The organism is Enterobacter cloacae complex sp. HYC003_NIDB (assembly GCF_056673375.1).
Genome location: NZ_CP114221.1, coordinates 184,219 through 206,587, shown reverse-complemented (window position 1 = coordinate 206,587; position 22,369 = coordinate 184,219). Strand labels below are relative to the sequence as shown.

Annotated in this window: 21 protein-coding genes and 3 pseudogenes; 8 read left to right on the top strand and 16 right to left on the bottom strand. The window is 50.8% G+C overall.

Annotation, left to right across the window (positions count from 1 at the left end; translation table 11 throughout):
* Positions 1-7: 7 nt before the first annotated feature.
* Together lspA and O1722_RS24570 are read right to left on the bottom strand one after the other, a co-directional pair.
* On the bottom strand, positions 8-1,084 hold the full coding sequence (lspA, locus tag O1722_RS24575) for a signal peptidase II (RefSeq protein ID WP_000118563.1): 1,077 nt from the start codon (positions 1,082-1,084) through the stop codon (positions 8-10).
* Positions 1,081-3,486: a heavy metal translocating P-type ATPase gene (locus O1722_RS24570; protein WP_001287661.1), complete on the bottom strand. Its 2,406-nt coding sequence runs from the start codon at positions 3,484-3,486 to the stop codon at positions 1,081-1,083. Before O1722_RS24570 ends, lspA begins: the two co-directional genes overlap by 4 nt.
* A gap of 85 nt (positions 3,487-3,571) precedes the next feature.
* Here O1722_RS24570 and cadR point away from each other — a divergent pair, with 85 nt between their 5' ends.
* The 4 genes and pseudogenes from cadR to O1722_RS24550 all read left to right on the top strand — a co-directional run.
* Positions 3,572-4,006: a Cd(II)/Pb(II)-responsive transcriptional regulator gene (gene cadR / locus O1722_RS24565; RefSeq protein ID WP_000405672.1), complete on the top strand. Its 435-nt coding sequence runs from the start codon at positions 3,572-3,574 to the stop codon at positions 4,004-4,006.
* Positions 4,007-4,096: 90 nt separating this feature from the next.
* Positions 4,097-4,495 (top strand): annotated as a pseudogene (locus tag O1722_RS24560) (IS110 family RNA-guided transposase); the annotation flags it as partial.
* A gap of 32 nt (positions 4,496-4,527) precedes the next feature.
* Positions 4,528-5,496 carry an IS5 family transposase gene (locus O1722_RS24555; protein WP_072202995.1) on the top strand — a complete coding sequence of 323 codons (969 nt, stop codon included), beginning with the start codon at positions 4,528-4,530 and terminating at the stop codon, positions 5,494-5,496.
* Positions 5,497-5,551: 55 nt separating this feature from the next.
* A pseudogene (locus tag O1722_RS24550) lies at positions 5,552-6,166 on the top strand (IS110-like element IS4321 family transposase); the annotation flags it as partial.
* Between the two features lie 181 nt (positions 6,167-6,347).
* On the opposite strand, the gene O1722_RS24545 reads toward O1722_RS24550, so the two are convergent.
* From O1722_RS24545 to O1722_RS24505, 9 genes are all read right to left on the bottom strand, one after another.
* Positions 6,348-6,872, bottom strand: a complete 525-nt coding sequence (locus O1722_RS24545; RefSeq protein ID WP_001805097.1) for a hypothetical protein — start codon at positions 6,870-6,872, stop codon at positions 6,348-6,350.
* Between the two features lie 12 nt (positions 6,873-6,884).
* The gene (locus O1722_RS24540) at positions 6,885-7,295 is read right to left on the bottom strand and encodes a hypothetical protein (RefSeq protein WP_000985909.1); all 411 of its coding nucleotides are present in this window, start codon (positions 7,293-7,295) and stop codon (positions 6,885-6,887) included.
* Between the two features lie 100 nt (positions 7,296-7,395).
* Positions 7,396-7,602: a hypothetical protein gene (locus O1722_RS24535; RefSeq protein WP_000134171.1), complete on the bottom strand. Its 207-nt coding sequence runs from the start codon at positions 7,600-7,602 to the stop codon at positions 7,396-7,398.
* A gap of 60 nt (positions 7,603-7,662) precedes the next feature.
* Positions 7,663-8,988, bottom strand: a complete 1,326-nt coding sequence (locus tag O1722_RS24530) for a type II toxin-antitoxin system HipA family toxin (RefSeq protein ID WP_000088044.1) — start codon at positions 8,986-8,988, stop codon at positions 7,663-7,665.
* A 4-nt stretch (positions 8,989-8,992) separates the two neighbouring features.
* Positions 8,993-9,286, bottom strand: a complete 294-nt coding sequence (locus O1722_RS24525; RefSeq protein WP_012477377.1) for a helix-turn-helix transcriptional regulator — start codon at positions 9,284-9,286, stop codon at positions 8,993-8,995.
* Positions 9,287-9,686: 400 nt separating this feature from the next.
* Complete coding sequence (locus O1722_RS24520) at positions 9,687-11,075, bottom strand: hypothetical protein (protein ID WP_012695445.1); 1,389 nt, start codon at positions 11,073-11,075, stop codon at positions 9,687-9,689.
* A gap of 4 nt (positions 11,076-11,079) precedes the next feature.
* Positions 11,080-11,577: a membrane protein gene (locus O1722_RS24515; protein WP_000340139.1), complete on the bottom strand. Its 498-nt coding sequence runs from the start codon at positions 11,575-11,577 to the stop codon at positions 11,080-11,082.
* A gap of 202 nt (positions 11,578-11,779) precedes the next feature.
* Positions 11,780-12,436 carry a trypsin-like serine protease gene (locus O1722_RS24510; RefSeq protein ID WP_000462754.1) on the bottom strand — a complete coding sequence of 219 codons (657 nt, stop codon included), beginning with the start codon at positions 12,434-12,436 and terminating at the stop codon, positions 11,780-11,782.
* Between the two features lie 658 nt (positions 12,437-13,094).
* Entirely contained in the window at positions 13,095-13,487 is a 393-nt protein-coding gene (locus O1722_RS24505) for a hypothetical protein (protein ID WP_000341066.1), read from the bottom strand.
* Between the two features lie 920 nt (positions 13,488-14,407).
* On the opposite strand from O1722_RS24505, the gene O1722_RS24500 reads away from it, so the two are divergent.
* A complete protein-coding gene (locus tag O1722_RS24500) occupies positions 14,408-15,394 on the top strand; it encodes a competence protein CoiA family protein (RefSeq protein ID WP_000211823.1) in 987 nt (328 codons plus the stop codon).
* On the top strand, positions 15,391-17,430 hold the full coding sequence (locus O1722_RS24495; RefSeq protein WP_000166877.1) for an ATP-dependent helicase: 2,040 nt from the start codon (positions 15,391-15,393) through the stop codon (positions 17,428-17,430). Before O1722_RS24500 ends, O1722_RS24495 begins: the two co-directional genes overlap by 4 nt.
* A gap of 2 nt (positions 17,431-17,432) precedes the next feature.
* Here the strand turns inward: O1722_RS24495 and O1722_RS24490 are convergent, their stop codons facing one another.
* Both O1722_RS24490 and O1722_RS24485 read right to left on the bottom strand, forming a co-directional pair.
* A complete protein-coding gene (locus O1722_RS24490; protein WP_000880375.1) occupies positions 17,433-17,687 on the bottom strand; it encodes a hypothetical protein in 255 nt (84 codons plus the stop codon).
* A 140-nt stretch (positions 17,688-17,827) separates the two neighbouring features.
* Positions 17,828-18,048, bottom strand: a pseudogene (locus O1722_RS24485) (type I restriction-modification system subunit M N-terminal domain-containing protein); the annotation flags it as partial.
* Positions 18,049-18,673: 625 nt separating this feature from the next.
* Between O1722_RS24485 and O1722_RS24480 the strand changes: the two are divergent.
* Positions 18,674-19,015, top strand: a complete 342-nt coding sequence (locus O1722_RS24480) for a hypothetical protein (RefSeq protein WP_001151572.1) — start codon at positions 18,674-18,676, stop codon at positions 19,013-19,015.
* Between the two features lie 91 nt (positions 19,016-19,106).
* Positions 19,107-19,298: a DUF7706 family protein gene (locus tag O1722_RS24475; protein WP_000398479.1), complete on the top strand. Its 192-nt coding sequence runs from the start codon at positions 19,107-19,109 to the stop codon at positions 19,296-19,298.
* 240 nt (positions 19,299-19,538) lie between these two features.
* Here the strand turns inward: O1722_RS24475 and O1722_RS24470 are convergent, their stop codons facing one another.
* The 3 genes from O1722_RS24470 to O1722_RS24460 all read right to left on the bottom strand — a co-directional run bounded on the left by O1722_RS24470 (position 19,539) and on the right by O1722_RS24460 (position 22,330).
* Positions 19,539-19,994 carry a hypothetical protein gene (locus O1722_RS24470; RefSeq protein WP_000374058.1) on the bottom strand — a complete coding sequence of 152 codons (456 nt, stop codon included), beginning with the start codon at positions 19,992-19,994 and terminating at the stop codon, positions 19,539-19,541.
* Between the two features lie 90 nt (positions 19,995-20,084).
* The gene (locus O1722_RS24465) at positions 20,085-21,326 is read right to left on the bottom strand and encodes a vWA domain-containing protein (protein ID WP_001053340.1); all 1,242 of its coding nucleotides are present in this window, start codon (positions 21,324-21,326) and stop codon (positions 20,085-20,087) included.
* A 428-nt stretch (positions 21,327-21,754) separates the two neighbouring features.
* Positions 21,755-22,330, bottom strand: coding sequence for a TerD family protein (locus O1722_RS24460; protein WP_000301247.1), 576 nt, complete (start codon positions 22,328-22,330; stop codon positions 21,755-21,757).
* Positions 22,331-22,369: the final 39 nt, after the last annotated feature.

Below are 22,369 nucleotides of genomic sequence, written 5' to 3'. Positions count from 1 at the left end.
GCATAGCTTAACCGGACACCTCGGCCTCTGTGCCTTTACTGCTTTTCGGTACAACCGTCAAGAACAGGCAGAGCGCTCCGATAGTTATCGCCACATCAGCGAGGTTGAAGGCGGGCCAGTGCGCAAGTCGCCAATGGAAGTCAAGGAAATCAACAACCTGTCCACGCAGCACACGATCCGCGACATTGCCCAGCGCACCGCCGAGGATCAGGCTGTAGCCCATCGCTTCGAGACGTGGCCGTTGCTGGCACAGCATGCGCCCCAGCCAAGCAGAAACAGCCAGACCCAGCGTGATGAAAAAGTAACGTTGCCAGCCACCAGCGTTCGCCAAAAAGCTGAATGCCGCACCCGGATTCAGGACATGAACGAGGTTGAAAAACGGGGTGATTTCGACTTGCTCACCGTAGGCAAACGTGCGGATGATGGCGAACTTCGTGAGCTGATCGGTCATGACAGCACTGGCGGCCACGGTGAACCAGACCCAAGCCGATGTGCGGCGGGCCGATTGCCACACAGGGGCGGCCAACGGCAGCAACCACCCGGCGAGTGCCGTGCAGCTCCATCCCAGCGTCCACCCCGCCAACACATCGGCCGGAAAGTGCATTCCGGCCGCGATGCGCGACCAGCCGACCAATGTGGCGTACAGCATTAAACTGAGACGACCACGGCGGCCCATCAAAGGCCAGAGCGCACCGACCACCATCGCGGCATAGGTGGCATGCCCGCTGGGCAGGCTGTAGTGAAGCTCTTTGTCCCCGATGACGCGCGCCAGGTCGCCAAGGACGGCAGGCGGGCGTGGAAAGTCGAACCATAGCTTCAAGGCGGTGGCGACCAATAACGCCAGCAAGAAGGCCGCGCTAAAACCAATAAGGCGATGCCGAACGGCCGTACCACGCGCCGGGTTTGTAGCCGATTTCGACCACCACCACAGACCCAACAGCATCAGCGGCGCTGTCCAGTAACTTCCCACGAGGCCAAAGAACCATGCCAGTGGTTTCAGCGTGGCGGGCGTGCCTGTGTTGATGGCTTGAAACAACGCGATGTTCAGGCCACCCCAGTCATAGAGAAAGAGTTTCCAGCTCATCGGCGCAACAACCTCAAGCCGTTGCCGACAACAAGCAAGCTGGCACCCATATCGGCGAACACAGCCATCCACATGGTCGCGTGACCCGTGAAGGTGAGCACCAAAAATACCGCCTTGATGCCAAGGGCCAGCACAATGTTTTGCATCAGCACCTGTGCTGTCGCACGCGACAGGCGCACGAAGGTCGGAATCTTGCGCAGGTCATCGTCCATCAGGGCCACGTCGGCGGTTTCAATAGCGGTATCTGTGCCCGCCGCTCCCATTGCAAAGCCAATGTCCGCACGCGCCAAGGCCGGTGCGTCGTTGATGCCATCACCGACCATGCCAACCTTGCCGTTTCTGGACAATTGCTCCACTTCGCGCAGTTTGTCGTCGGGCAGTTGGTTGCCTTGCGCGCGGTCAATGCCGGCTTGTGCGGCGATGGCCTGTGCCGTGTGGGGGTTATCGCCGGTCAACATCACGGTGTTGATGCCCAGAGCATGCAGCTCGGCGATGGCTCTCTTGCTGCTGTCCTTGATGGTGTCCGCAACGGCGAATAAGCCATGTACCCCTTTTGCGCCCACCAGCATCACGACGGTCTTGCCAGCGGTTTCCAGCGCAGCGATGCGCTGCTCCAGCTCTGGTGTGCACTGCCCCAGCTCTTCGAGCATCCGGTGGTTGCCCAGATGGTAGGTCGCACCGTTGATTTGGCCTTGCACACCCCGACCGGGCAGCGCGTTGAATTCGGCCACGTCGAGCAAGGCAACCCCGTCCGTCTGCGCGGCCTGTGCCACCGCCTTGGATACAGGATGGTCCGAGCGGGCCGCCAGACTGGCAGCGATGCTGCGGCTGTCCGAGGCGAGTGCATTGCCCCATGTGACAAAGTCGGTCTGTGCGGGCTTGCCGTGCGTGATCGTGCCGGTCTTGTCCAGAGCCAGCCAGCGCAGCTTGCGGCCTTCTTCCAGATAGACGCCACCTTTGATGAGAATGCCGTGGCGGGCGGCGGCGGCCAGGCCGCTGACGATGCTGACCGGTGTAGAGATCACCAGTGCGCACGGGCAGGCGACCACCAGCAGAACCAATGCACGGTAGATCCAGTCGAGCCATGCCGCACCCATGAACAGCGGCGGCAACAACGCGACGGCGATGGCAACGCCGAATACAACGGGGGTGTACCAGCGGGCGAACTGATCGACAAAACGCTGAGTCGGCGCACGACTACCTTGCGCAGCCTCTACCGCGTGAATGATCCGGGCCAAAGTGGAGTTGTTGGCCAAGGCGGTGACGCGGTACTCGAACGAGCCGGATTCGTTGATCGTGCCAGCGAACACCGAATCACCGGGGGATTTTTCGACCGGGAGGCTTTCACCCGTGATCGGGGCTTGGTTGACGGCAGAGCGGCCTTCCAGCACCTCACCATCAAGGGCGATGCGCTCACCTGGTTTGACCCGGACGCGGGCGCCGATGGTGATTTGCTTGGCGCCCACCTCGCGCCATGTGCCGTCAGCCTGCTGTACCGTGGCCTGTTCCGGGGTCAGGTCGAGCAGGCCACGGATAGCGTTACGAGCGCGATCCAGCGATTTGGCTTCGATTACCTCGGCCAGCGCGAACAGTACCATCACCATTGCCGCTTCGGGCCAGTGGCCGATCAACATGGCACCCGTGACCGCAATCGACATGAGGGCGTTCATGTTGAGATTACGGTTCTTGAGCGCGATCCACCCCTTCTTGTAGGTGGAGAGGCCACCCGTGAAGACCGCGACAAGCGCCAGAACGACAACCGACCAGTGATTGCCGTTGTGGAGCCAGTAGACCGCCTCGGCCGCCGATGCAGTGACCAAGGAGATGCCCAGCGGCCACCAGTTGGTCGGCGTGGTCACAGGGGCGGCGGATGGAGATGCGACCTCTGCCGTGTCCACGACCTGCGCCTCGAATCCAAGCGCTTGCAGTGCCACGAGCACGTCTGGCAGAACCTGGTTCGCATGGCGTACCGACAGCGTGCGCTGCATCAGGTTGAAATCGAGATCAGCAACACCGGCCACGGTGCCGAGCTTGTTGCGGATCAACGTCTCTTCGGTCGGGCAATCCATCTTGGCAATGGACAGCTTGGTCGTCTGCTCGGCCGACGCCTGATCCATGCGCACAGCTTGCATGCCGATGGCCTTCAGCGCCTGCTCGACGGGAGACAACGAAGGCAATTCGTGTCGCACGGTCAAGGTACGTTGCATCAGGTTGAATTCAAGACCCGCCACCCCCGCCAGACCGGCCAGTTTGCTTCGGATCAGCGCCTCTTCGGTCGGGCAATCCATGTTCTCGATGCGGTACACCGCTTGAGCCGATCCGGTTGCCAGCGGGGCCGGTGCCGTGGGTTGGATGATCGGCTCAGTCGTGCAGCCACACCCCTTTGAAGCGCATTCGCTCATGAGTAACTCCTGAAAATCTTCTATTCAGCCTCCATTAAAATCTCTATAGTCACTATAGAGTCAAGTGATAATTGGAGATTGATGCATGGAAATCAGAATTGGCGACCTCGCCAAGCGCTCTGGGTGCGAGGTCGTGACCATCCGCTACTACGAGAAGGAAGGGCTACTGCCAAAGCCAGCGCGAAGCGGTGGCAACTTTCGGTTGTACGGTGAGGCGCACATTGAGCGCTTGCAATTCATCCGTCATTGCCGTTCGCTCGACATGACGTTGAGCGAGATTCGCGCATTGCTGGGTCTGCGAGACAACCCGATGCAGGACTGTGGGGAGGTCATCACGCTGCTGGAGGCCCATATTCAACAGGTGGAAATGCGTGTGTCCGCGCTGTTGCAGTTAAAACGGCACTTGGTTGATTTGCGCGAGAAGTGTTCTGGCTCTCGATCTGTAGAGGCGTGCGGCATTTTGCAAGGGTTGGGCAATTGCCATGGTGAAAGTGCCACGAACAGTCAAACATCTGGGTAAGTAAGGGCTTAGCGTGCTTTATTTAATGAGATGGTCACTCCCTCCTTCCCGGTACTATGCTGAGGACAGGCTTTCATTCGGAGAACTATCATGGAAAACATTGCGCTCATTGGTATCGATCTGGGTAAAAACTCTTTCCATATTCATTGCCAGGATCGTCGCGGGAAGGCTGTTTACCGTAAAAAATTTACCCGGCCAAAGTTGATCGAATTTTTGGCGACATGCCCCGCTACAACCATCGCAATGGAAGCCTGTGGCGGTTCTCACTTTATGGCACGCAAGTTGGAAGAGTTGGGGCATTCCCCAAAGCTGATATCACCACAATTTGTCCGCCCGTTCGTTAAAAGCAATAAAAACGACTTTGTCGACGCCGAAGCTATTTGTGAAGCTGCATCGCGTCCGTCTATGCGTTTTGTGCAGCCCAGAACGGAATCTCAGCAGGCAATGCGGGCTCTGCATCGTGTCCGTGAATCCCTGGTTCAGGATAAGGGCTTTGTTGAATAAATCGAACTTTTGCTGAGTTGAAGGATCAGATCACGCATCCTCCCGACAACACAGACCATTCCGTGGCAAAGCAAAAGTTCAGAATCACCAACTGGTCCACCTACAACAAAGCTCTCATCAACCGTGGCTCCCTCACTTTCTGGCTGGATGATGAGGCCATTCAGGCCTGGTATGAGTCGGCAACGCCTTCATCACGAGGAAGGCCCCAGCGCTATTCTGATCTCGCCATCACCACCGTTCTGGTGATTAAACGCGTATTCCGGCTGACCCTGCGGGCTGCGCAGGGTTTTATTGATTCCATTTTTGCCCTGATGAACGTTCCGTTGCGCTGCCCGGATTACACCAGTGTCAGTAAGCGGGCAAAGTCGGTTAATGTCAGTTTCAAAACGTCCACCCGGGGTGAAATCGCACACCTGGTGATTGATTCCACCGGGCTGAAGGTCTTTGGTGAAGGCGAATGGAAAGTCAGAAAGCACGGCAAAGAGCGCCGTCGTATCTGGCGAAAGTTGCATCTTGCTGTTGACAGCAACACACATGAAGTTGTCTGTGCAGACCTGTCGCTGAATAACGTCACGGACTCAGAAGCCTTCCCGGGCCTTATCCGGCAGACTCACAGAAAAATCAGGGCAGCCGCGGCAGACGGGGCTTACGATACCCGGCTCTGTCACGATGAACTGCGCCGCAAAAAAATCAGCGCGCTTATTCCTCCCCGAAAAGGAGCAGGTTACTGGCCCGGTGAGTACGCAGACCGCAACCGTGCCGTTGCTAATCAGCGGCTGAGCGGAAGCAATGCACGGTGGAAATGGACAACGGAATATAACCGTCGCTCGATAGCGGAAACGGCAATGTACAGAATGAAGCAGTTGTTGGGAGATTCACTGACGCTGCGTGACTACGATGGTCAGGTATCGGAAGCTATGGCCATGGTGCGTGCGTTGAACAGGATGACAAAGGCCGGGATGCCAGAAAGCGTGCGTATTGCCTGAAAATCCAGCCAGCTACAGGGTCGTTCGCACGAAATCTTATTTATTCAACAAAGCCCAGGATAAGGTAAAAACAACCAATCAAATGCATGCTTTTCTGCTGGAATTTGGCATTAGCGTTCCCCGAGGAGCTGCCGTTATTAGCCGACTGAGTACCATTCTTGAGGATAATAGTTTGCCTCTTTACCTCAGCCAGTTATTGCTGAAATTACAACAGCATTATCACTATCTTGTTGAGCAGATTAAAGATTTGGAATCCCAGTTGAAACGAAAGTTGGACGAAGATGAGGTTGGACAGCGCTTGCTGAGCATTCCCTGCGTCGGAACACTGACAGCGAGTACTATTTCAACTGAGATTGGCGACGGGAAGCAGTACGCCAGCAGCCGTGACTTTGCGGCGGCAACAGGGCTTGTACCTCGGCAGTACAGCACGGGAGGTAGGACGACATTGCTGGGAATTAGTAAGCGAGGTAATAAAAAGATCCGAACTTTGTTGGTTCAATGTGCCAGGGTATTCATACAAAAACTGGAACACCAGTCTGGCAAATTGGCCGATTGGGTCAGGGATTTACTGTGCCGGAAAAGCAACTTTGTCGTCACTTGTGCTCTGGCAAACAAGCTGGCCAGAATAGCCTGGGCCCTAACGGCACGACAGCAAACTTATGTAGCATAACGGCAGAAATACACCGGTTTAAAGAATTACTGATCTGGTTTTGCGAATACTGATATTGATGATACTAACGGCCCACCGGCCTGTTGAGGAACCTGTAAAACGGAAAGGCTCATTGAAGCCGTATATTTTCTGGAGGTTCATCAGGCGCGGAACTCATCAAGGCGCGGGAATAAAATCCCATTCAGACGCCGGATAGATTCAAGCAAGCCAACTTGTCGTCAAAATCGGTGTTGCAAAAACGGGAGTGACCATAGATTCCGTTTTCTGAGACGACCCCATCTACGTCAGGTTTCCGCTTTGGTTCGCTGGTGGCCGTCTCAGCTTGTTTTAGGGTGGAACGTGGATAGGCCAGGTTATATGCTGCGCCTGTGGTCATTTGCTCGATGACCGCAGGTGCATAACCTTCTGCTTCCAGCTTACGATATGCAGCCCGGTAGTCTCTTTGGGTTTTCAGCGGGTATATCTTTCCGCCTTTACCATCGAAAGCGATAAACCAGAAATCGTCCGTGCCAGTTTCCAGATTTCTGCAACGTTTCAGATGCCATCCGCCTTCTCTCGCCCAGATGGTACGGTTATTTCTGGCATTCGTTTTGTCATAACCGTTCTCGTCAAGCCAGCTATCAAAGCTGGTCAGCCCCAGATCCTGAACCTCCAGAGAAGGCACTCGAATGACCTGCAAGGTATGGCGGGGTCTTGGCTCTCTCATCTTGATCTCTTCCTAGCGCTGGTCTGGGAAATACGGATATTGCGGGCCATATTCATAGTCATGCGGGCCTGGCTCAACTTCCCAGAATGGACGGCCGCTAATTGTCTTTGGACCGCGCTCGTTTACGATGTCTTCTACATCCTGAATATTAAATGGCATCGTTGCCAGTAACAGCTGATCTTCGGGTGTCAGCGTCACAGTTGCACCGTCGATACGGCTGTAAAGGTCGGCAAACTGTTTACCTGCACCGTGCAACCGGTGCTCCGCTACACTTCTGATTGCGTGTAAGTCCAGCTCCGCCGCTTCCATGCGATCCACGTATAGTTTCATTTCTTTACGCAAAGCGCTCAGCTCACGGGCTTTAATAAACCCGCAGGCGTACCCACCCAGGGCGATAACTGCAATGATTGCTAAAATTGCCATTTTTTTCTCTCACGTGATTGCGGCCGTTACTCTAGTCTTAATGTGAAGTCTGGGAATTCGCTGGATGTTAAGTACGTTTTCATCCCCAGACTGACAGATGCTAAGGCGCGATCCCAACACTCCATTTGTAAGTATCAGGCCCATCTTCTCCGCTGGTGGCATCTGCTACAATCTGTGCATAACGTTCTCCAGCAAGTTCTCTTACCATCTGATCCACGACCCATTGCAGATGATGCATTTCATCGGTTCCGCCGTAACGACAAGCCAACTCAATAGCCCGCTCTATTCTTTTTTGTTCTTCAGTCATACTGAATCCTCACGCTTACATCAGCTATTCTGAAAACATGCACACTATAAATTGCGGCTGTCATTTCTCAGCCAGGCGCCTGCATTGCTGCCTCATTCCATCAAAAATACTTTCCGCAAGCTGCTGGGGGAACTGGTCCGGAAGAAGCCCGCTAACACGTTCAATGACACCCGGGGTTCTGGCGATGATTTCCTCTATCATCGCCTCTGTCTGCTGTTTACTCAGGCCGGTTATCTCACCATGCCTGATCCAGTGGCGTCGTTGTATTCGATATATCTGGTAATAGTTGCTACTGCCACGTACGGCCATCGCCAGTTTGCACTTCTGCCAGGATATCTGATTGTTCCCATGACCGATCACCGGCCATGCCGACAACACATCATAGAGTGGTGTAAGGTGATAACGTCCCTGTGGCCCAATAGAAATACTGAAATTTTTAGCGTGGCCATCTGTTGCGGCCATCATCCAGAAAACTATCTGCGTCATAAAAAACTGCGCTTTGTCACGCTCAGCACGGTCTGAATTACTCAGAACTTCCATAATTTCCGATATACCTGGCCCGCCGTCCGCCTGATATTTTCGTAATGGCGAAATGCCCAGGGCCTGACACATATCCTCCTGGGGTAAACGAATGATCCATTGTCCGTTTCCTGACCATTTTCGGTCAAAACGTTCTACCACCAGCGCTTTCTGATCTTCAAAGTGAGCAATCTGCGTTCTTGCCACGGGGAGCCCGTACTGTTCGAGAAGTACCGAGCAGAGCCATTCATTTTCAACCGACGAGCGCATGTCGGCTTTCATGTTCCCCACAAGTCCGAGCGGTAGCTTGAATATATGCGTCGTTGGTGTATTACCCTCCGGCATACACCACCGATCTTCATGCCACAGTAGGGCTGTTTTCTCCTGAGCACCGGCAATAGATAAACGTAAGTCGTCGTTATCTTCTGGCCTGCCCGGTAGCAATGTCTCCGTGGTATTACGCAAAGTTGCCGCAATTTCTGATTCAGTAAGCGGGTGATACTTCACGGAATATAAATCTGTGGGTTCATCTCCGTCATGAAGCAGCTGTATCGCGCCCACGCAGTCTTTTCCCAGCTCCGTCAGAAGATCAAAAGGCTCCAGGCTATCGGCCTTGTAACGCATTGCCAGACGTCTGCGTATGCCTTCGCTGTCCGGGAGTAAATTATCAAAATAGTCACGTACCACATTTCCACGCCAGACCTGGTTCCCGGGAGTAAAAGGAAGGGACAATGACAGCGGCCTTCCCTGTTCGTCTGCACTCCAGTCAGGAAGGTATTGTAAGCTGTCTACCCCTTTACTTTTTTCCCAGTATCCGACTTTGATTCCGTTCATCCAGATTGCCAGACGCTGCTGTTTCCGGCTCATATCGTTACCATTTCTCCTGTCGTGCAGGTGAGTTTGATTTAAGCATTTCTTCCGTCTGCTTCCCCTCTGAAGAGGCGGTTGTCGAGGAGAAGCTGATTTTTACGCCCAGGATAGAAAACACCTTGAATAGCCGTTCAATGCTCGCACTGGCAGGGTTGGCTTCCAGACGTGAGTATGTCTGTTGAGTGACCCCTAACCTTTCGGACAGGTCTTTTTGCGTCAGGCCATTCGCCTTGCGAAAACCAATGAGCAAGGGACGCAACTGGTTGAGCGTGTTTAACGGGTAATCATTATTGATCATAAGCTGGCCTCAGTAGTTCCTCTGATACACCTTGTACGCTGTTTTCTAAACATACACCCTAAAAGCTGTAATATCAAATTAACAGCCTAAAAGCTGTTAAATAGAGAGTACAACCTTTAGGCTGTTACTAAGTGGCAGCATAAATCTTTATGAGGTTTGATATGAGAGAACTATCAATAATAAGCCGTTACGCTCGTACAGCATCCGGTAAGAGAGCTGACAGATCAGGATCATCGGTAAACGAGAAGCGGAGTATCTTATGGCCCTGTTGTGAGCTGTATAAATAACTACGAGCTACTCTCTGCCTCGGGGAGGAGGCAGAGAGAGTATTAAAAGCAAAGGCAGACATTTTTAGCAGCTGGTGGGCTATGGGGTTCCGGAGGTGCTCCGGTGAATGTTACTTGACTGGCAAGTTTCCTGCTATGATGGTCAATGCCTCGATGCTGTCTATATTGTTCTGAAGCCGTTCCAGTTCTGCCTTTTCAATACCGGCCCAAAGCTTTAAGTGTCGCTGATAAAGGGACCACTTGAGTGAGTGAAAACCATTCCAGGCCAACCCCATCCAGGAGGCGTAATTCGCATTGAGAATATTGCCGGTGATATACATTTTACCTGCGTTAACAGCACTGGAAGTTCCATAACCCAGGGCAAGCATCATCCGGAAGCGTGGATTTAGCCGCAACGGCATGGTATCCAGTAAGGTCTCCCCAAAAGCTCCTTTTCCCAGCGATACCTGTTTCGCCACATAGAAAACCCGCATCAAAACTTCCATTATGCTCATCGGAATACTTGTCACGATAAACTGACGAAAGTCATACCCGTTGACATACATGTACTCTATTTGTTTGCCGAAGTTAGAACTCCCCACAGGGATCCCCTCAAGCATACGAAGTAGCCCCATAAAAGGAGCCGGTAACCCCATGCCACGGTTTCCTTTTGCTGAGGGGGCATTAACATCCGATGCCAGGTGTCCAAACATTCTGGCGATGAGCCTGAAAATATTGGTTTCGTCTGTAACGCCTTTACTGGAAGGATAAACCACGATCTGTCCATTCTGAACCACCGTACAGGTCCCGTTCAGCATATCCTTTATACCGAAAATAATGCCCAGTACGGGATCGTGTGACAAAGCTCTTAAGCGGTGATTTGTGGGAGACAAAACGCCACCGGCCGCACCCACTAAATCGCTGCTGATCGAACTGTCTGGTGCCCCTATAGGGAACAAATCTGAGAGTTTTGTACTCAGGTCCTCCGGCAAAATGGCATTGAAGGCTTTCTGCACCTGTTTATTGAAAATACCATCCACTTCTGCCGTAAAGCTCACCGTAGGTTTTGGCGGGGCTCTGACGCAAAGTAAATCCAGCATGGATGCTATGAGCCCGCATCCGCAGGCAATAGCATAATCCCAGGCGTCGAGTGCGTAGCGATCATTAAATTCTTTAATATGATTCTGGATCCGGGCATCTACAACAGCCAAGTCATCCGTGGAGAGTATTGTGGCCAGTCCAATATCACCGCATACACGCTGGTTAGCCTCGCTATATATAGTCTTGAGACCAGTAGAATGCATGGCAGTATCTGAAGGGGTCATTTCTCGCAGATGATGTTCTTTAAGCGCCAGATGCTCCGCTTCATCAAGTTCAGTGCCGCTGATTAGCCCGGTCAACTGTGCCTTAAGGCTCTCTATATCACTGTTAATTGTCTCGTGAGCGTTCGCGATATCCTGACCACGGAGCTGAATATAACGGATGGCCCTGAACTCATCATCATAAGGAGACTGACTCATGTGTTTACCTCACCGCGACCAGGCTACCTTTTGGAGCTTTCTTAGTAAGCATGTCGATTGTTGCCTTGATGCCAGCAATTTCTGCCTTAAAATATTCCGCATTCGACATCAACCTTTCCTGAACTTCGTAGAGCTTTTGGATGGCCTGACTAAGGGCGGCTGTCAGTTTCGCATTTTTTTTGTGTTTCACTATCGCGTACCCGCCAATCCCTAACACAGCTACAGGTGCGGCCAATACCGCAATGCCTGCAACCATACCGCCACCGACGATAGACCCTGCTGTAGCGAGCCCGGAGGTTATGCCTGCTGCTGACACTCCCGTTGTACCAAGCGTATAGAGAGCACCGAAGGAAGCCGCTGCGCCTACGCCTGACCCCGCCAAAGCTGCTGCGCCCTCAGTAATACCCGGGAACTTATTTTCAAGCGCCTGAAGAGCACTTGTAACTTCATCCATTGCCTTCTTGCGAATTTTTTCGAGCTCTTCAGTTTCGGTAGCGTCCATTACAGGCCTCGTATTCATAACTTGCTGTGTGATAGGTGAAAAAGAGCACCATAAAAGTGATGAAGAAATCATGACTTACTATTGTGGCACTTTCGAGTTCATGTTTGTCAGTTTCAATGCTGTTGCTGTTAGTAAGGGCAGACGCCATATCGGGCAGACCCAAAATAACTATCGTGCCAGCGTCATTTTGGAACTGACTTTGCTAAAAATCAGTAGCGGACTGAACAGACATGTGTGGATTTGAATCTGGGCAGGTTCCAGACATTATTCCAACCAGACTTCCAATGACAAAATGCTCGTCATTCTCGGAGACGACATAGGGTCCACCAGAGCAACCATCGGTGTTGAAATGTGCTATTACAAAGCGAGTTGTGAGATGTTGGGGAGAATGATTTGAGCAATTTAAAGGCCAAATGCCTGAAACTTCACCAGGGAATGTCGAAATTGTTGTCTCATTCATTGGATATCCGACACCCAATGTACCCATGCCAGCTGCGGGAGCCAGGACCTTAAAGTAACTACTTACAGGCTGTTGTATTCCAGCTGGTAATACGATTTCTGCACTGTCAACAAACGGAATGCCGTCTTTAAAGTCTGCCCTGTCATTAGCCTCATTGAGAATGAAATCGACTAGAACAGGCTCTTCGTTCACCAGTCCTTGATGGTTAAGAAATTTGACGTAAAGTTTAAGTGTATTGCTGACGGGATAAATTTTTCCAAGAGCATTGGTAACAACATGGGCTGCGGTGAGAATCTTTTGCTGCTGACCATTATCGAAACCAAACGCAGTTGCTTCGAGATGGCTACTAAAATGAGGATCATTGCTTACATAGATTTTACAAACGTAGTTTTCAAACATTATTTCCTCCTTTTGCCGGTACCTAATCAGTTACACGGCTGCATGTTATAAACAACTAAACTCGCTTCCTGATATTTGAGTTTGTATGTTTTGCCAGGCACCAGCTCACCTCTGAAACACGGTTAGTCTCCTCCATGACATGGTTATGGCGATGGTCAGAAACTGTTATCGACGAAAGGCTGGAATTCCTTTAATGGCATTATCCATTTCAAGTCGTATGTCCTGAACGGGAGCGTATATTTTTATGATTCCAGATCTTAACCCTGAAACATTCCCCGTATCAAAACTGACCCGTTACAGATAAGTCACCACCGGTGCTGTCGATTAATTTAGTGAATTGCATGTCCTCATCCCATAAAGGGTAGGGCCTACCCCCGGCATCGAGCAAACCTGACCACCCTGCCCTTATTAAGACCCCACATGCGGCAATGGTGCCCTGTCCACGCCGCCCGCGAACTTTGAGGAAATGGGGAGAAAATAAAAAGAAAACAAAAAGTTATCGGCTGAAGTACCGGCGCAGATCGGGAATCAGGCGAAGCCTGACAGCACGTTAGGGCCTGGCAGGGGGCTTGAGGGATGAGGACATGCAATTGTGATAACCTTCCCGCCACGGGGTCGGTTAAATTCGTATCCTGCCGGTGCAATTCCAACGGCCGCGTTACCAGTTCGCCGGGTAGCATGGCCAGCAAAGCCAGGCATCGAGCACCCGGGTTTCACTGACGGCCGCTGCATAGACGCCGGTATCCGGGAAGAAATAAACCGGGGTGGCGTTGTTCAGCTGGTCGCCTTCATCGGCCAGAGCGCCGATCACCTCATGAGGCTTAAGCAGCATATCCGTTAAATATTCATCCGGGTGGATGGCATTCAGCGATATGGCCATCTCCAGAAATTCATCCAGGGTATGGCGGGTACGATACCCCCGGAAAACCTCGTATGAAGGCGTGACGCATTCACCATCCAGGGAACAGGCATCGTAACCGGCCAGCTGCTCTTCGGTGAGTCCGGAGGCATGCTTTGCCACAAGATTCGTAAATTGCTCTTTATCGTCCATCACAATCCTTACGCTGTAGGGGCCTGTTTGTGTTATCACTGCTTCCGGTTTTTACTTCGCACAACCCGGCAGGTATCCGGTCGCCCGGGCGTCCTTTGCGGTCTTGTTCGCCCTTCGCCTGAATTACGTCAAATCCCTTTCACTACCCGGCCGCAGGGTGACACCTCCCCTTTTCTCCGGAAGCGAAAGAGGAAGAACAGTTTAACAGCCCGGATCCTCAATAATTTTCGCGTAACGGACTAAATAACCGGTTTATGCAGCTTCTGATAACCACAGACCGCGATAGAATAAAACGTCTGGTGAGGAACCGGAGTGTTATGTAAGCGGGGGGTTTAACTGGGTATCTGTGTAGTCCTATTTAGCCAGATATCCCGAATAAAAACCTCAACGATTAGGTAAACGAAATGGATGGATTCTGGTCGATGTTCTGTTTGTTTGTCGTGGTAGTTTCACTGCATAAAGCCCTTTCTGTAGCAGCAGCACGAGCAGACGCAGCAAAATTAAATATGCTTCTCAGAATGAGAAAGTTTAAAAAGTAGCTTTCAAGACATCTGAGAATTCTTTTAAATCCTCAGAGGAAGTTATATGTTTAGGCTATTTGCAAACTAAGGTTGGAATTCCATCATTCTAGCCTTAGATCTTTGATCAAGTGAAGTTGCTCACTTGGTTGGATTTTACCGTTTCCTGACGGCTTTTCAGAAGCGAGGGCTGGTTGGAATGCCTTCCAGCTAGAAGTCTTGCAGATGCTCTCCGGGCATTAACTCATTGTCGAATCTGCACCAGTATCACTAGGTTGTTGAGCGGGCGATTAGCTTTTTCACTGAGCCGCTGTACACTCGACTGCTTCAAGAAGCACTACTTACCATTTGCCTGCCGTAAGGTCTGTTCTTAGCTGGATTTTTTTGGGAGGATACGCAGTCATGACAACTCAATCCAGCTCAATACAATACGCTTACGCGCTAGACGGCGAGGGCACCCTCACGCACATTGGCGCTGCCCTGCGCTCACATACTTACACCTGCCCAGGTTGTAAGAGCCCCCTGACCCCGGTAATGGGCGAGTTCAACGCTAAGCACTTTCGCCATTCGGAAGAATGCTGTGCCCTTGAAACCTATCTTCACAAGTGCGGCAAAGAAGCATTCTTCTATCGCTACCAACAAGCTCTCAGCCGTGAAATGCCTATTAGCCTTGAGCTGGAGCGCCGGGTTGCCTGTAATGGTTCTCGTTTAGCCTTGGTTAGAGACGAAGCACGTCAGTGCGTAAAATCCGTGCCTGCACGCTACAACTTGACTCAATTTTTCGATCAGGCAGAGCTGGAAAAACACGATAAGGTCACAGGGCTGCGACCAGACGTGATGTTGTATGATACGACTGGCGAAAGGCGTTGCTACGTAGAGATTTGTGTCACACACCCCTGCTCTCAAGACAAGATCGAAGCCGGTATCCCGATTCTTGAGTTTAAGGTCCAATCTGCCTCTGATATTCAGATGTTGCTTACCGGGGCCTACTCGATCAAGGAGAAGATCCTGAGAGTATTCAACTGGCTTCCCCCGTTTCAATCTGTGGACACCTGTAGCGGCGTCTGCTCAGTAGGTAACGTGGATATGTCTGTCTGGAGTTTAAGTGGTTCCGGCCGACTCAACGAACAAACGATGCCGCTCGCTGAAGTGGATTTAACAATCAATTCTGACGTGAACACATGGCCTAGATCGTTAGGGGCCGCTGAGCTGGCTGATAACTTACGAGCTTTTATCCGTCACGCCGATCCTCATTCACTATTTCCCAACTGCATTATGTGCGAGCAAGCAGGCCGATGGGAGGATGGCTATCTGCAATGTCACAGTAAGGCAAAGATCGTTCCCTACACCGAGGCCCGTCAGTGCGCCAATTACAAGGTTAAGGCATGACCAAAAGACTGACTTGGGAGCAGAAAAGTATTGTCAGCCATGACACCGGACATGCGTTGGTAAAAGCCGTACCTGGTAGCGGGAAAACAACCACACTTGTAAAGCGCGTTGAGCGGCTGGTCAAGACGGGAACTGATCCTCGCTCCATTCTGATCCTGATGTACAACAAGTCGGCGCAGGTGAGCTTCACGGAGAACTTGAAGACGGCACTGATGTCGAGCGTGATTCCAGAAATCCGCACGTTCCACAGCTTGGCCTTAAAGATTGTTGGTTACGGAGAACGCCAACAGATAATCAAGAAGAAAGACCTCATTACTCCAAGCGACTACCGCTATGAGCAACTGGTAAAGCAAGCCTACCGCTATGGCTTTGACCATGAGGCGAATTATATTGACCCCAATGAAATTGAAAACTTCGAGCTGTTTATTGCTCGCTGCCGGGCGGCGGCCGTAACTCCTGTTGATGCTGCCAATGATCCAACGTTCAGCAACATCAAACGGGAGTTTATTCACGCCTATGGCCGCTATTGTGAGCTGCTGGAGGAAAACAGTCTGCGAACCTTTGATGACTGTTTGATTGAGGCTGTCGCACTGTTGCGTAATGACAGCAGCCTTGGTGCCCACTTCAAGCACATCATTGTTGATGAATATCAGGACGTTAACCTGATACAGCATGACATGACCCGCTTGCTATCTAAGTCGGATACGTCGGTTATGGCTGTTGGTGATGTTAACCAGTGTATTTATGAGTGGCGTGGTGCTCGACCAGACTTTATCGGCGGACTGTTTGAAAGGCACTACCCGAATACGAAGGTGTTTCAACTGTCATGCACGTTCAGATTTGGCCATGAGCTTTCCTTGATGGCTAACTCGGTAATTCGGCGCAACTCTACAAAGCTGACCAAGCTTTGTGTCAGTCATCCTAGCACCCCCAAAACAGAGGTCAGATTGCACTTTGATAACTGCCTATCCAAGGTGCTATCAAACCTCTCGGTGAGCAGTGGAACACAAGCCATATTGTCCCGCACTAAGGCGAACCTTGCTGAGGCGGAAATTGCTTTACGCCTGTGTGGGCTACCTTATCGCTACCTCAATGGTTCAAGCGCATTACACACCCGCACCGAAATCGGGATACTGGTAGTTGGCGTCTTGCTGTCTGTGTACGGCGATCTGCGGCTACTGGAAAACCATCCCAACAAACAAGCGATTGTTTACGGCTTTCTGAAGGAGGCTGGTTTTAGATGGCAGAAAGGGCAATTCAAAGCGGCGCTCAGTGGATTGATGGCTCCGCACGCCGACCTATGGTCTGCTCTAGGTCAGTTATTCGAGGGCGCACAATACCAAAAAGATCGGCTGGGCAGGCTCGCCACTATCTGCCAGAAAGACGGAGAGGAAACGCCTGCTATCGATGTGTTACGACGCCTGAGTATGGAGGGTTTCATTGATAGTGTTGGCTCTGAGGGTGTAACTCGCACTGGATCGAACGACCAGCAACGAGGGGTCGTGAGGATCGGGGAGCTACTTGACTCCAGTAAGATCGATTCCCGCACGTTTTTAAACCTTATCTTGAATCCAGGCGAGGCTGCTACTGACTGCGATCCCTTCATCCTTTCCACACTGCATGGTTCCAAGGGGCTGGAGTGGGATAACGTAATACTGATCGGGCTGAATGAGCAGGAATTTCCTGGCGGCAAACCCGATGATGTTTACAGCGTTCGCACATCGATGAACACCCCTCCGGCCGAAGAGGAAATCGAGGAGGAACGTCGGCTGTTTTATGTCGGTATCACTCGCACAAAACAGCAGCTAAATCTGGTGGTCCCTCTTGATGAAGGGCTTGCGCGGTGGCTCAAAAACCGCTGGGATAGCACCCCGAAGAAGTCACCGATAGCTACTCGCTTCGTCTATGAGGCTGGCTGGACTGCTTGTGCGGTTACCAGTGATGCGATCTATAACAGCACGGTAGAGAAACAGAAGGCTGACTTCAGCAAGTTTCACCAATGGTATCTAAGAGATCTTCAGCGGCTAAAAGTCTAGGGCTACCGATACTTTTCGATTTCAGACAGGTGCTCGTTATCCAGATCAATTGTGGCTTTTCTTTCAGAAGCGAGCTTCTTCGCTCGCTTTGCATACTGAAGCCCCTTGGCTGGCTGCTCTCCGCGTAGGATCTGTTCAGCCTGCTTGCTCGTGCTGTGCCCCAGAAAGCGTTCGTACTGCTCGTCAGATACCTCAGTGCCGATCAGTCGTTCGATCCAGCCGCTTTTCGGCGGGTAACTTACGCCCAGCGCAAGCAACTGCCTTTTCTGTACCCACTATTTCCGGCGCGGCCGGCTTCAATCAAGGCTTTGGTTAGAACTACAGCCATTTGGGGACTCTCATACACAAACCTGAACCATGCGGGTCTGATTGGCGGTCAAGATAGCAGCGCATCGAAATCAACACTGAACTCTGCTTCTAAGAACTCAATCGTGGCTGGTTGGCTATCGAGCGATGCTTCCCGTGTAGACTCCAGTGCGCACTCCAATCGACGCAGCAGAGTAAACGGCAAAATGATCTTGCCGAAGTCGGTATGCTTGAAATCCCCCCCCACAGGTCTTCCGCGTTCTTCCAAATGAAATCAGCTTGCGAAGCAGCCGAACCTACGAACTCTGCCATCTTGGCCTCCAACCAACTTTTGCACGAAACGGCACATCTTCCAAAAGAGGGTTGTCAACCAAGTTTTGCACAAAACGGACTTTGATCCATTTCTAACTAAAATCTACAATCCAACCTCAGATTGCAAATAGCCTATGTTTATTACAGATGGTATGGTTCGTGTTTTTGTTTATTCGATGGCAACTGTACTCTTTCTGCCGCTTGGCTTGTTGAAAAGCACGTGGTGGTTTTCACCATTGTTTGCGATAGCTGCTATTGATTACTTAATGTTTCTGCGTCGACAAGGCTAGTTGCTGAACCTCATACCTCAGAGCAATCTGTATGTTTTTTACACCACTGGTTAAAAGGTCAGGCTACGTTCCTGACGTTTTTTAAAAAACAGTTTTATGTTTGATGCGTTACTGGTCTGTCTGGTAACCCAGTGGTACATTACCATTATTAAGGCTGGCTGGCGGTGGTGCATCATGCTTAAACGACCCTCTCTGAGCGTACTTTCCGACAGTCCTGTGCACCGCACCACTTACCCGGCAGGCCTATGTCTTGGTTATTCTTCGTTGTACCTTTTTCTTCAGCTTTATCCCTGACATGTCTGTCTGAACAGTTCTAAGCAAACCGGAATGTTGTCATGGCCAAAGTACAAGGGCTCTTTGTTGGATACCGAAAATTCGCTGTTGATCGTGACTGGCTTCGTCAGCAGGAAGAACAACGTTATCGGGATCGCCAGCGACAATTTGATGAATGGTCCAGGAAATGGGTCACTGTAACCAGGCTCAAAGAGACTCGTTTATGGACTGACGGAGCCATCAGGCGATGGTTGGGTGAACCTCAGCAGCAGGGTAAATATAAAGTTTTCCCCGTTGAAGCGGTTTTGGCTGCTGAGAAGTTGAATGAGTTTCGGCTCTGGCTTAAACCCCGACTGGAAAAGAAACGTGCCCAGCACCACCACTTTTTAATTCCATTTCTGTAAAGTAGAAACAACGGCAGTTCCGGCCGCATTCAAGGCTTCGGCATCTGGTCAGAAATAAAGCGCCATTTTTCAGTATAAGGGAGGTTAGATAGTGGAAGGTATTGAGACACTGAGTTTGCAGCTTGATGAGAATGAAACTATGGCCCTTGCTCAATTAGTTAAACGTCTGAGCTGGAGCGATCTTCGTGGCTGTGCTGTGAGTGACGAAGAAGCCTGGGTAATGAAAAGCGCAATTGAAAAATTACAACAGGCGTTAAGGGAAGAAGGTTATGCGCCTCGATGAGGCTGGCTTCGTTCTTTATTCCGATAACAAATTTGCTTAAGGACTAACTATGAGCCAGCACTGGTATGAGGTGAAAAGCAATCAGGGAATTGTTCAGGTGATTGTTGGGAGAAGATATTAATGTAATGCGTTTCTGCATTACATCAAGCAGATTAGCTTTTTCTGGTCAAAATAGACGATGTGATTTTTCTTTAGCCGAAGTCCATCCGCTCCCCACGCAACCGGTAAAGGTTCGCAGGTTTAATAAAGATAGGTTTCGTATCTCCCTAAGGGTGGGATAGGTAAACTCATAATGGCATCTGTGTTTACTATGTAAGTATTCGGGTAAAATTCATCTAATACAGTAAAGTTTAGTTTCTTACAAAAGCTTAATAAATATGGGTTTTTCACGTCTTCTATTACAACATCGCACCAGGGATTCGATTCACAGCAAAGCTTCAGAAAAGACTTAAACCATCCCTTGTTTTGTATTTCTTCCGGAAGCCGTACCACATGTATGGTCAGACAATCTCCATGATAACGATTAGTACTTTGTCTAAGCCCTACAACAATCCCCTTTTCTTGAATCTGTACACCTGCCTGATGCTCTTTCATGTCGGGCGTATAGTGCCTTGCTCTGTTTAACCAGGCCACCAGCTGCTGAGCCGTACTTGGTGATTCTTCAGCTATCCATTTCAGGTACTTGATGCGGTCCATATGCGCCTCCCTGTACGATTTCCAATGAACAAAGGCTCTACAGTATTAAGCTGCTGTAGAGCTCATTCAACCAAGCTCAAACTGTGCGTATTAAAGGATGCCTAACCTTTTTGTTTCATCGATCCACGGTCTGAATTCTTCCAGTAGATTATCATATAACTTTTCATCGCTAATCGAACCGAAATCATCCATGGCAAAGAAGTGGGTGTTATCAACCCGGCGGTCAGTAAAGTCATCCAGATTTTTGAGGATACCGTAGCTTGAACCACCCAGGCCGACAAACTTCCAGAAGATGGGGTAGTTGGCAGAACGCCGGATTGCATCTTTAATCGCCCGGGTCTTGCTGATCCCGCCATCGGTAATAAATACAACATACACCGGGATTTTCGAGTCCTTAAAGTAGTCGACTATTTCTTCCATCACAGGAGGCTCGTTGTTTGTCCCTCCGAGGCCCGGCAGGTTCTCCCAGGCTGAACGCTTTCCAGCCCCGCGAATGGACTGAATATATGTGTCCAGGTTGTCCAGTGTGACGTTTGGATACTTCTTATGCTTCTCTCCAAATCCCCAGACATCCATTTCACCGTCGTCGTCGAACTGGGCGGCAAGAACGGCGATGCGGTCCAGCACAGACTGAACGTTACCCTTACTGAACTGGCCACTCATTGAGCCGGATGCGTCAAGTACAAATGCAACCGCTGCCTCAAGGGTGTCCAGTTTATTTTTAGTAAGACTGACCGAGGCTTTTTTAGCGAGGCTTACAAGGCGCGGAGATCTGGTTTCCAGTTTCTTTTCCAGACTGATACGAGCAGGCTTTGCTGGCTGCGGAGCTGGCTGTGCGACATCAACGCCATAGCTAATGGCCAGAGGCTCAAGACCACCGTTGAAACCCTGCCCGAGCGCACGAAGCTTCCAGGCGCCATTGTGCCGATATACTTCACCCAGGATAATTGCTTTCTCACTGCGGCCCTGAGTCTCAGCCTGGAACTCAGCGATTCCTTGAGCCTGCATGCTCAACGAACTGAGCCCACTGATGGTATCTTCACCATCAATGACAACTGTGATTGCAATTTTACTGATGTTCGCAGGAACACGATCCAGTGCTATCTCAATGCTGGACTGCTGAGAACCGGTAACGAGCTTTACTGCCCCTTCAGGAGAAGACAGATTATTGTAAAAGATAAAGTCAGAATCGCCGCTGACCTTTCCCTGAGCATTAAGCAGGAACAGGCAGGTATCGGGTTCGCCTTTAAAGCCGGATTTGGTAGGGTACTGAAGATTCAGCCTGATCGCAGATTGCTGAAGTGGTATGTTTTGTCCGGATTGTAGATTCACATTAACTCTCCTGATTTTTGATTATTTTAAAGCGCAGCGTTTATATAGGTTCCCCTGGCTTAGTTCAGGACGCTGGATTTCTGGTGAGGCGTATATATGGTGTGACACCATATTTCATCACGTTGAAGTTTCTATACCTGTTGAATTGGAATTTCCATTGGTCGGGTATTTTATCTTCCAGAACCCGTGCCTTCATAAGTCGCAAACGTAACATATATCAGAGGGGCATGCTGTTGATATAAGGCACGGAATACAGGCTTTAACCAGCAACCAGAGAAAAATCCGTTTCCTGCCTTTAAAAGGCTCACGTCAGAATTAACATCTCTCTGCTTTCTGAGATTCCCGAACCCTTTCTGCCCCCCCCCTCCTGATAGCGGATCGCAACCAAAAAAAACCCCGGCATTGCCGGGGTATGATTCAGCGTTATTTTAGATGTTAACGCCGTGCTGGGAGGCAAGAGCCGCCAGGCCACCGGCAAAGCCCTGACCGACAGCTTTAAACTTCCACTCAGCGCCATGACGATACAGTTCACCGAAGACCATAGCGGTTTCGGTTGAGGCATCTTCAGACAGATCGAAACGGGCAATTTCCGTGCCGTTGTCGTTGTTGTAAACGCGCATGAAGCTGTTGCTCACCATGCCGAAGTTTTGTTTACGCGCTTCTGCATCATAGATGGTAACGGCAAACACCAGTTTTTTGATATCTGCTGAGACTTTGGTCAGATCGATTTTGACCTGCTCATCGTCGCCGTCGCCTTCACCGGTACGGTTGTCGCCCTGGTGCTCTACCGCGCCATCAGGGCTGGTTTTGTTATTGAAGAAAATGAAATGCGCATCTGACAACACTTTACCGTCTTCGCCTACTGCGAACACGGAAGCGTCCAGGTCAAAACCCTGACCATCGGTTACACGGGCATCCCAGCCTAGGCCAACCATAGCAACATTCATGGTTGGTGCTTCTTTGGTCAGAGATACATTGCCGCCTTTTACGAGAGAAACTGCCATTTTTAGCTCCTGCAAACAGTTGAATGAGGGCTGCATTAA

Bases quoted from the DNA above. Each gene is read 5' to 3' on its own strand.
- cadR (WP_000405672.1), top strand. From the start codon at position 3,572: ATGGAAATCAGAATTGGCGACCTCGCCAAGCGCTCTGGGTGCGAGGTC.
- O1722_RS24505 (WP_000341066.1), bottom strand. From the start codon at position 13,487: ATGGACGATAAAGAGCAATTTACGAATCTTGTGGCAAAGCATGCCTCC.
- O1722_RS24510 (WP_000462754.1), bottom strand. From the start codon at position 12,436: ATGTTTGAAAACTACGTTTGTAAAATCTATGTAAGCAATGATCCTCAT.
- O1722_RS24520 (WP_012695445.1), bottom strand. From the start codon at position 11,075: ATGAGTCAGTCTCCTTATGATGATGAGTTCAGGGCCATCCGTTATATT.
- O1722_RS24545 (WP_001805097.1), bottom strand. From the start codon at position 6,872: ATGAGAGAGCCAAGACCCCGCCATACCTTGCAGGTCATTCGAGTGCCT.
- O1722_RS24500 (WP_000211823.1), top strand. From the start codon at position 14,408: ATGACAACTCAATCCAGCTCAATACAATACGCTTACGCGCTAGACGGC.
- O1722_RS24470 (WP_000374058.1), bottom strand. From the start codon at position 19,994: ATGGACCGCATCAAGTACCTGAAATGGATAGCTGAAGAATCACCAAGT.
- lspA (WP_000118563.1), bottom strand. From the start codon at position 1,084: ATGAGCTGGAAACTCTTTCTCTATGACTGGGGTGGCCTGAACATCGCG.
- O1722_RS24460 (WP_000301247.1), bottom strand. From the start codon at position 22,330: ATGGCAGTTTCTCTCGTAAAAGGCGGCAATGTATCTCTGACCAAAGAA.
- O1722_RS24535 (WP_000134171.1), bottom strand. From the start codon at position 7,602: ATGACTGAAGAACAAAAAAGAATAGAGCGGGCTATTGAGTTGGCTTGT.
- O1722_RS24570 (WP_001287661.1), bottom strand. From the start codon at position 3,486: ATGAGCGAATGCGCTTCAAAGGGGTGTGGCTGCACGACTGAGCCGATC.
- O1722_RS24530 (WP_000088044.1), bottom strand. From the start codon at position 8,988: ATGAGCCGGAAACAGCAGCGTCTGGCAATCTGGATGAACGGAATCAAA.
- O1722_RS24480 (WP_001151572.1), top strand. From the start codon at position 18,674: ATGGCCAAAGTACAAGGGCTCTTTGTTGGATACCGAAAATTCGCTGTT.
- O1722_RS24540 (WP_000985909.1), bottom strand. From the start codon at position 7,295: ATGGCAATTTTAGCAATCATTGCAGTTATCGCCCTGGGTGGGTACGCC.
- O1722_RS24495 (WP_000166877.1), top strand. From the start codon at position 15,391: ATGACCAAAAGACTGACTTGGGAGCAGAAAAGTATTGTCAGCCATGAC.
- O1722_RS24515 (WP_000340139.1), bottom strand. From the start codon at position 11,577: ATGGACGCTACCGAAACTGAAGAGCTCGAAAAAATTCGCAAGAAGGCA.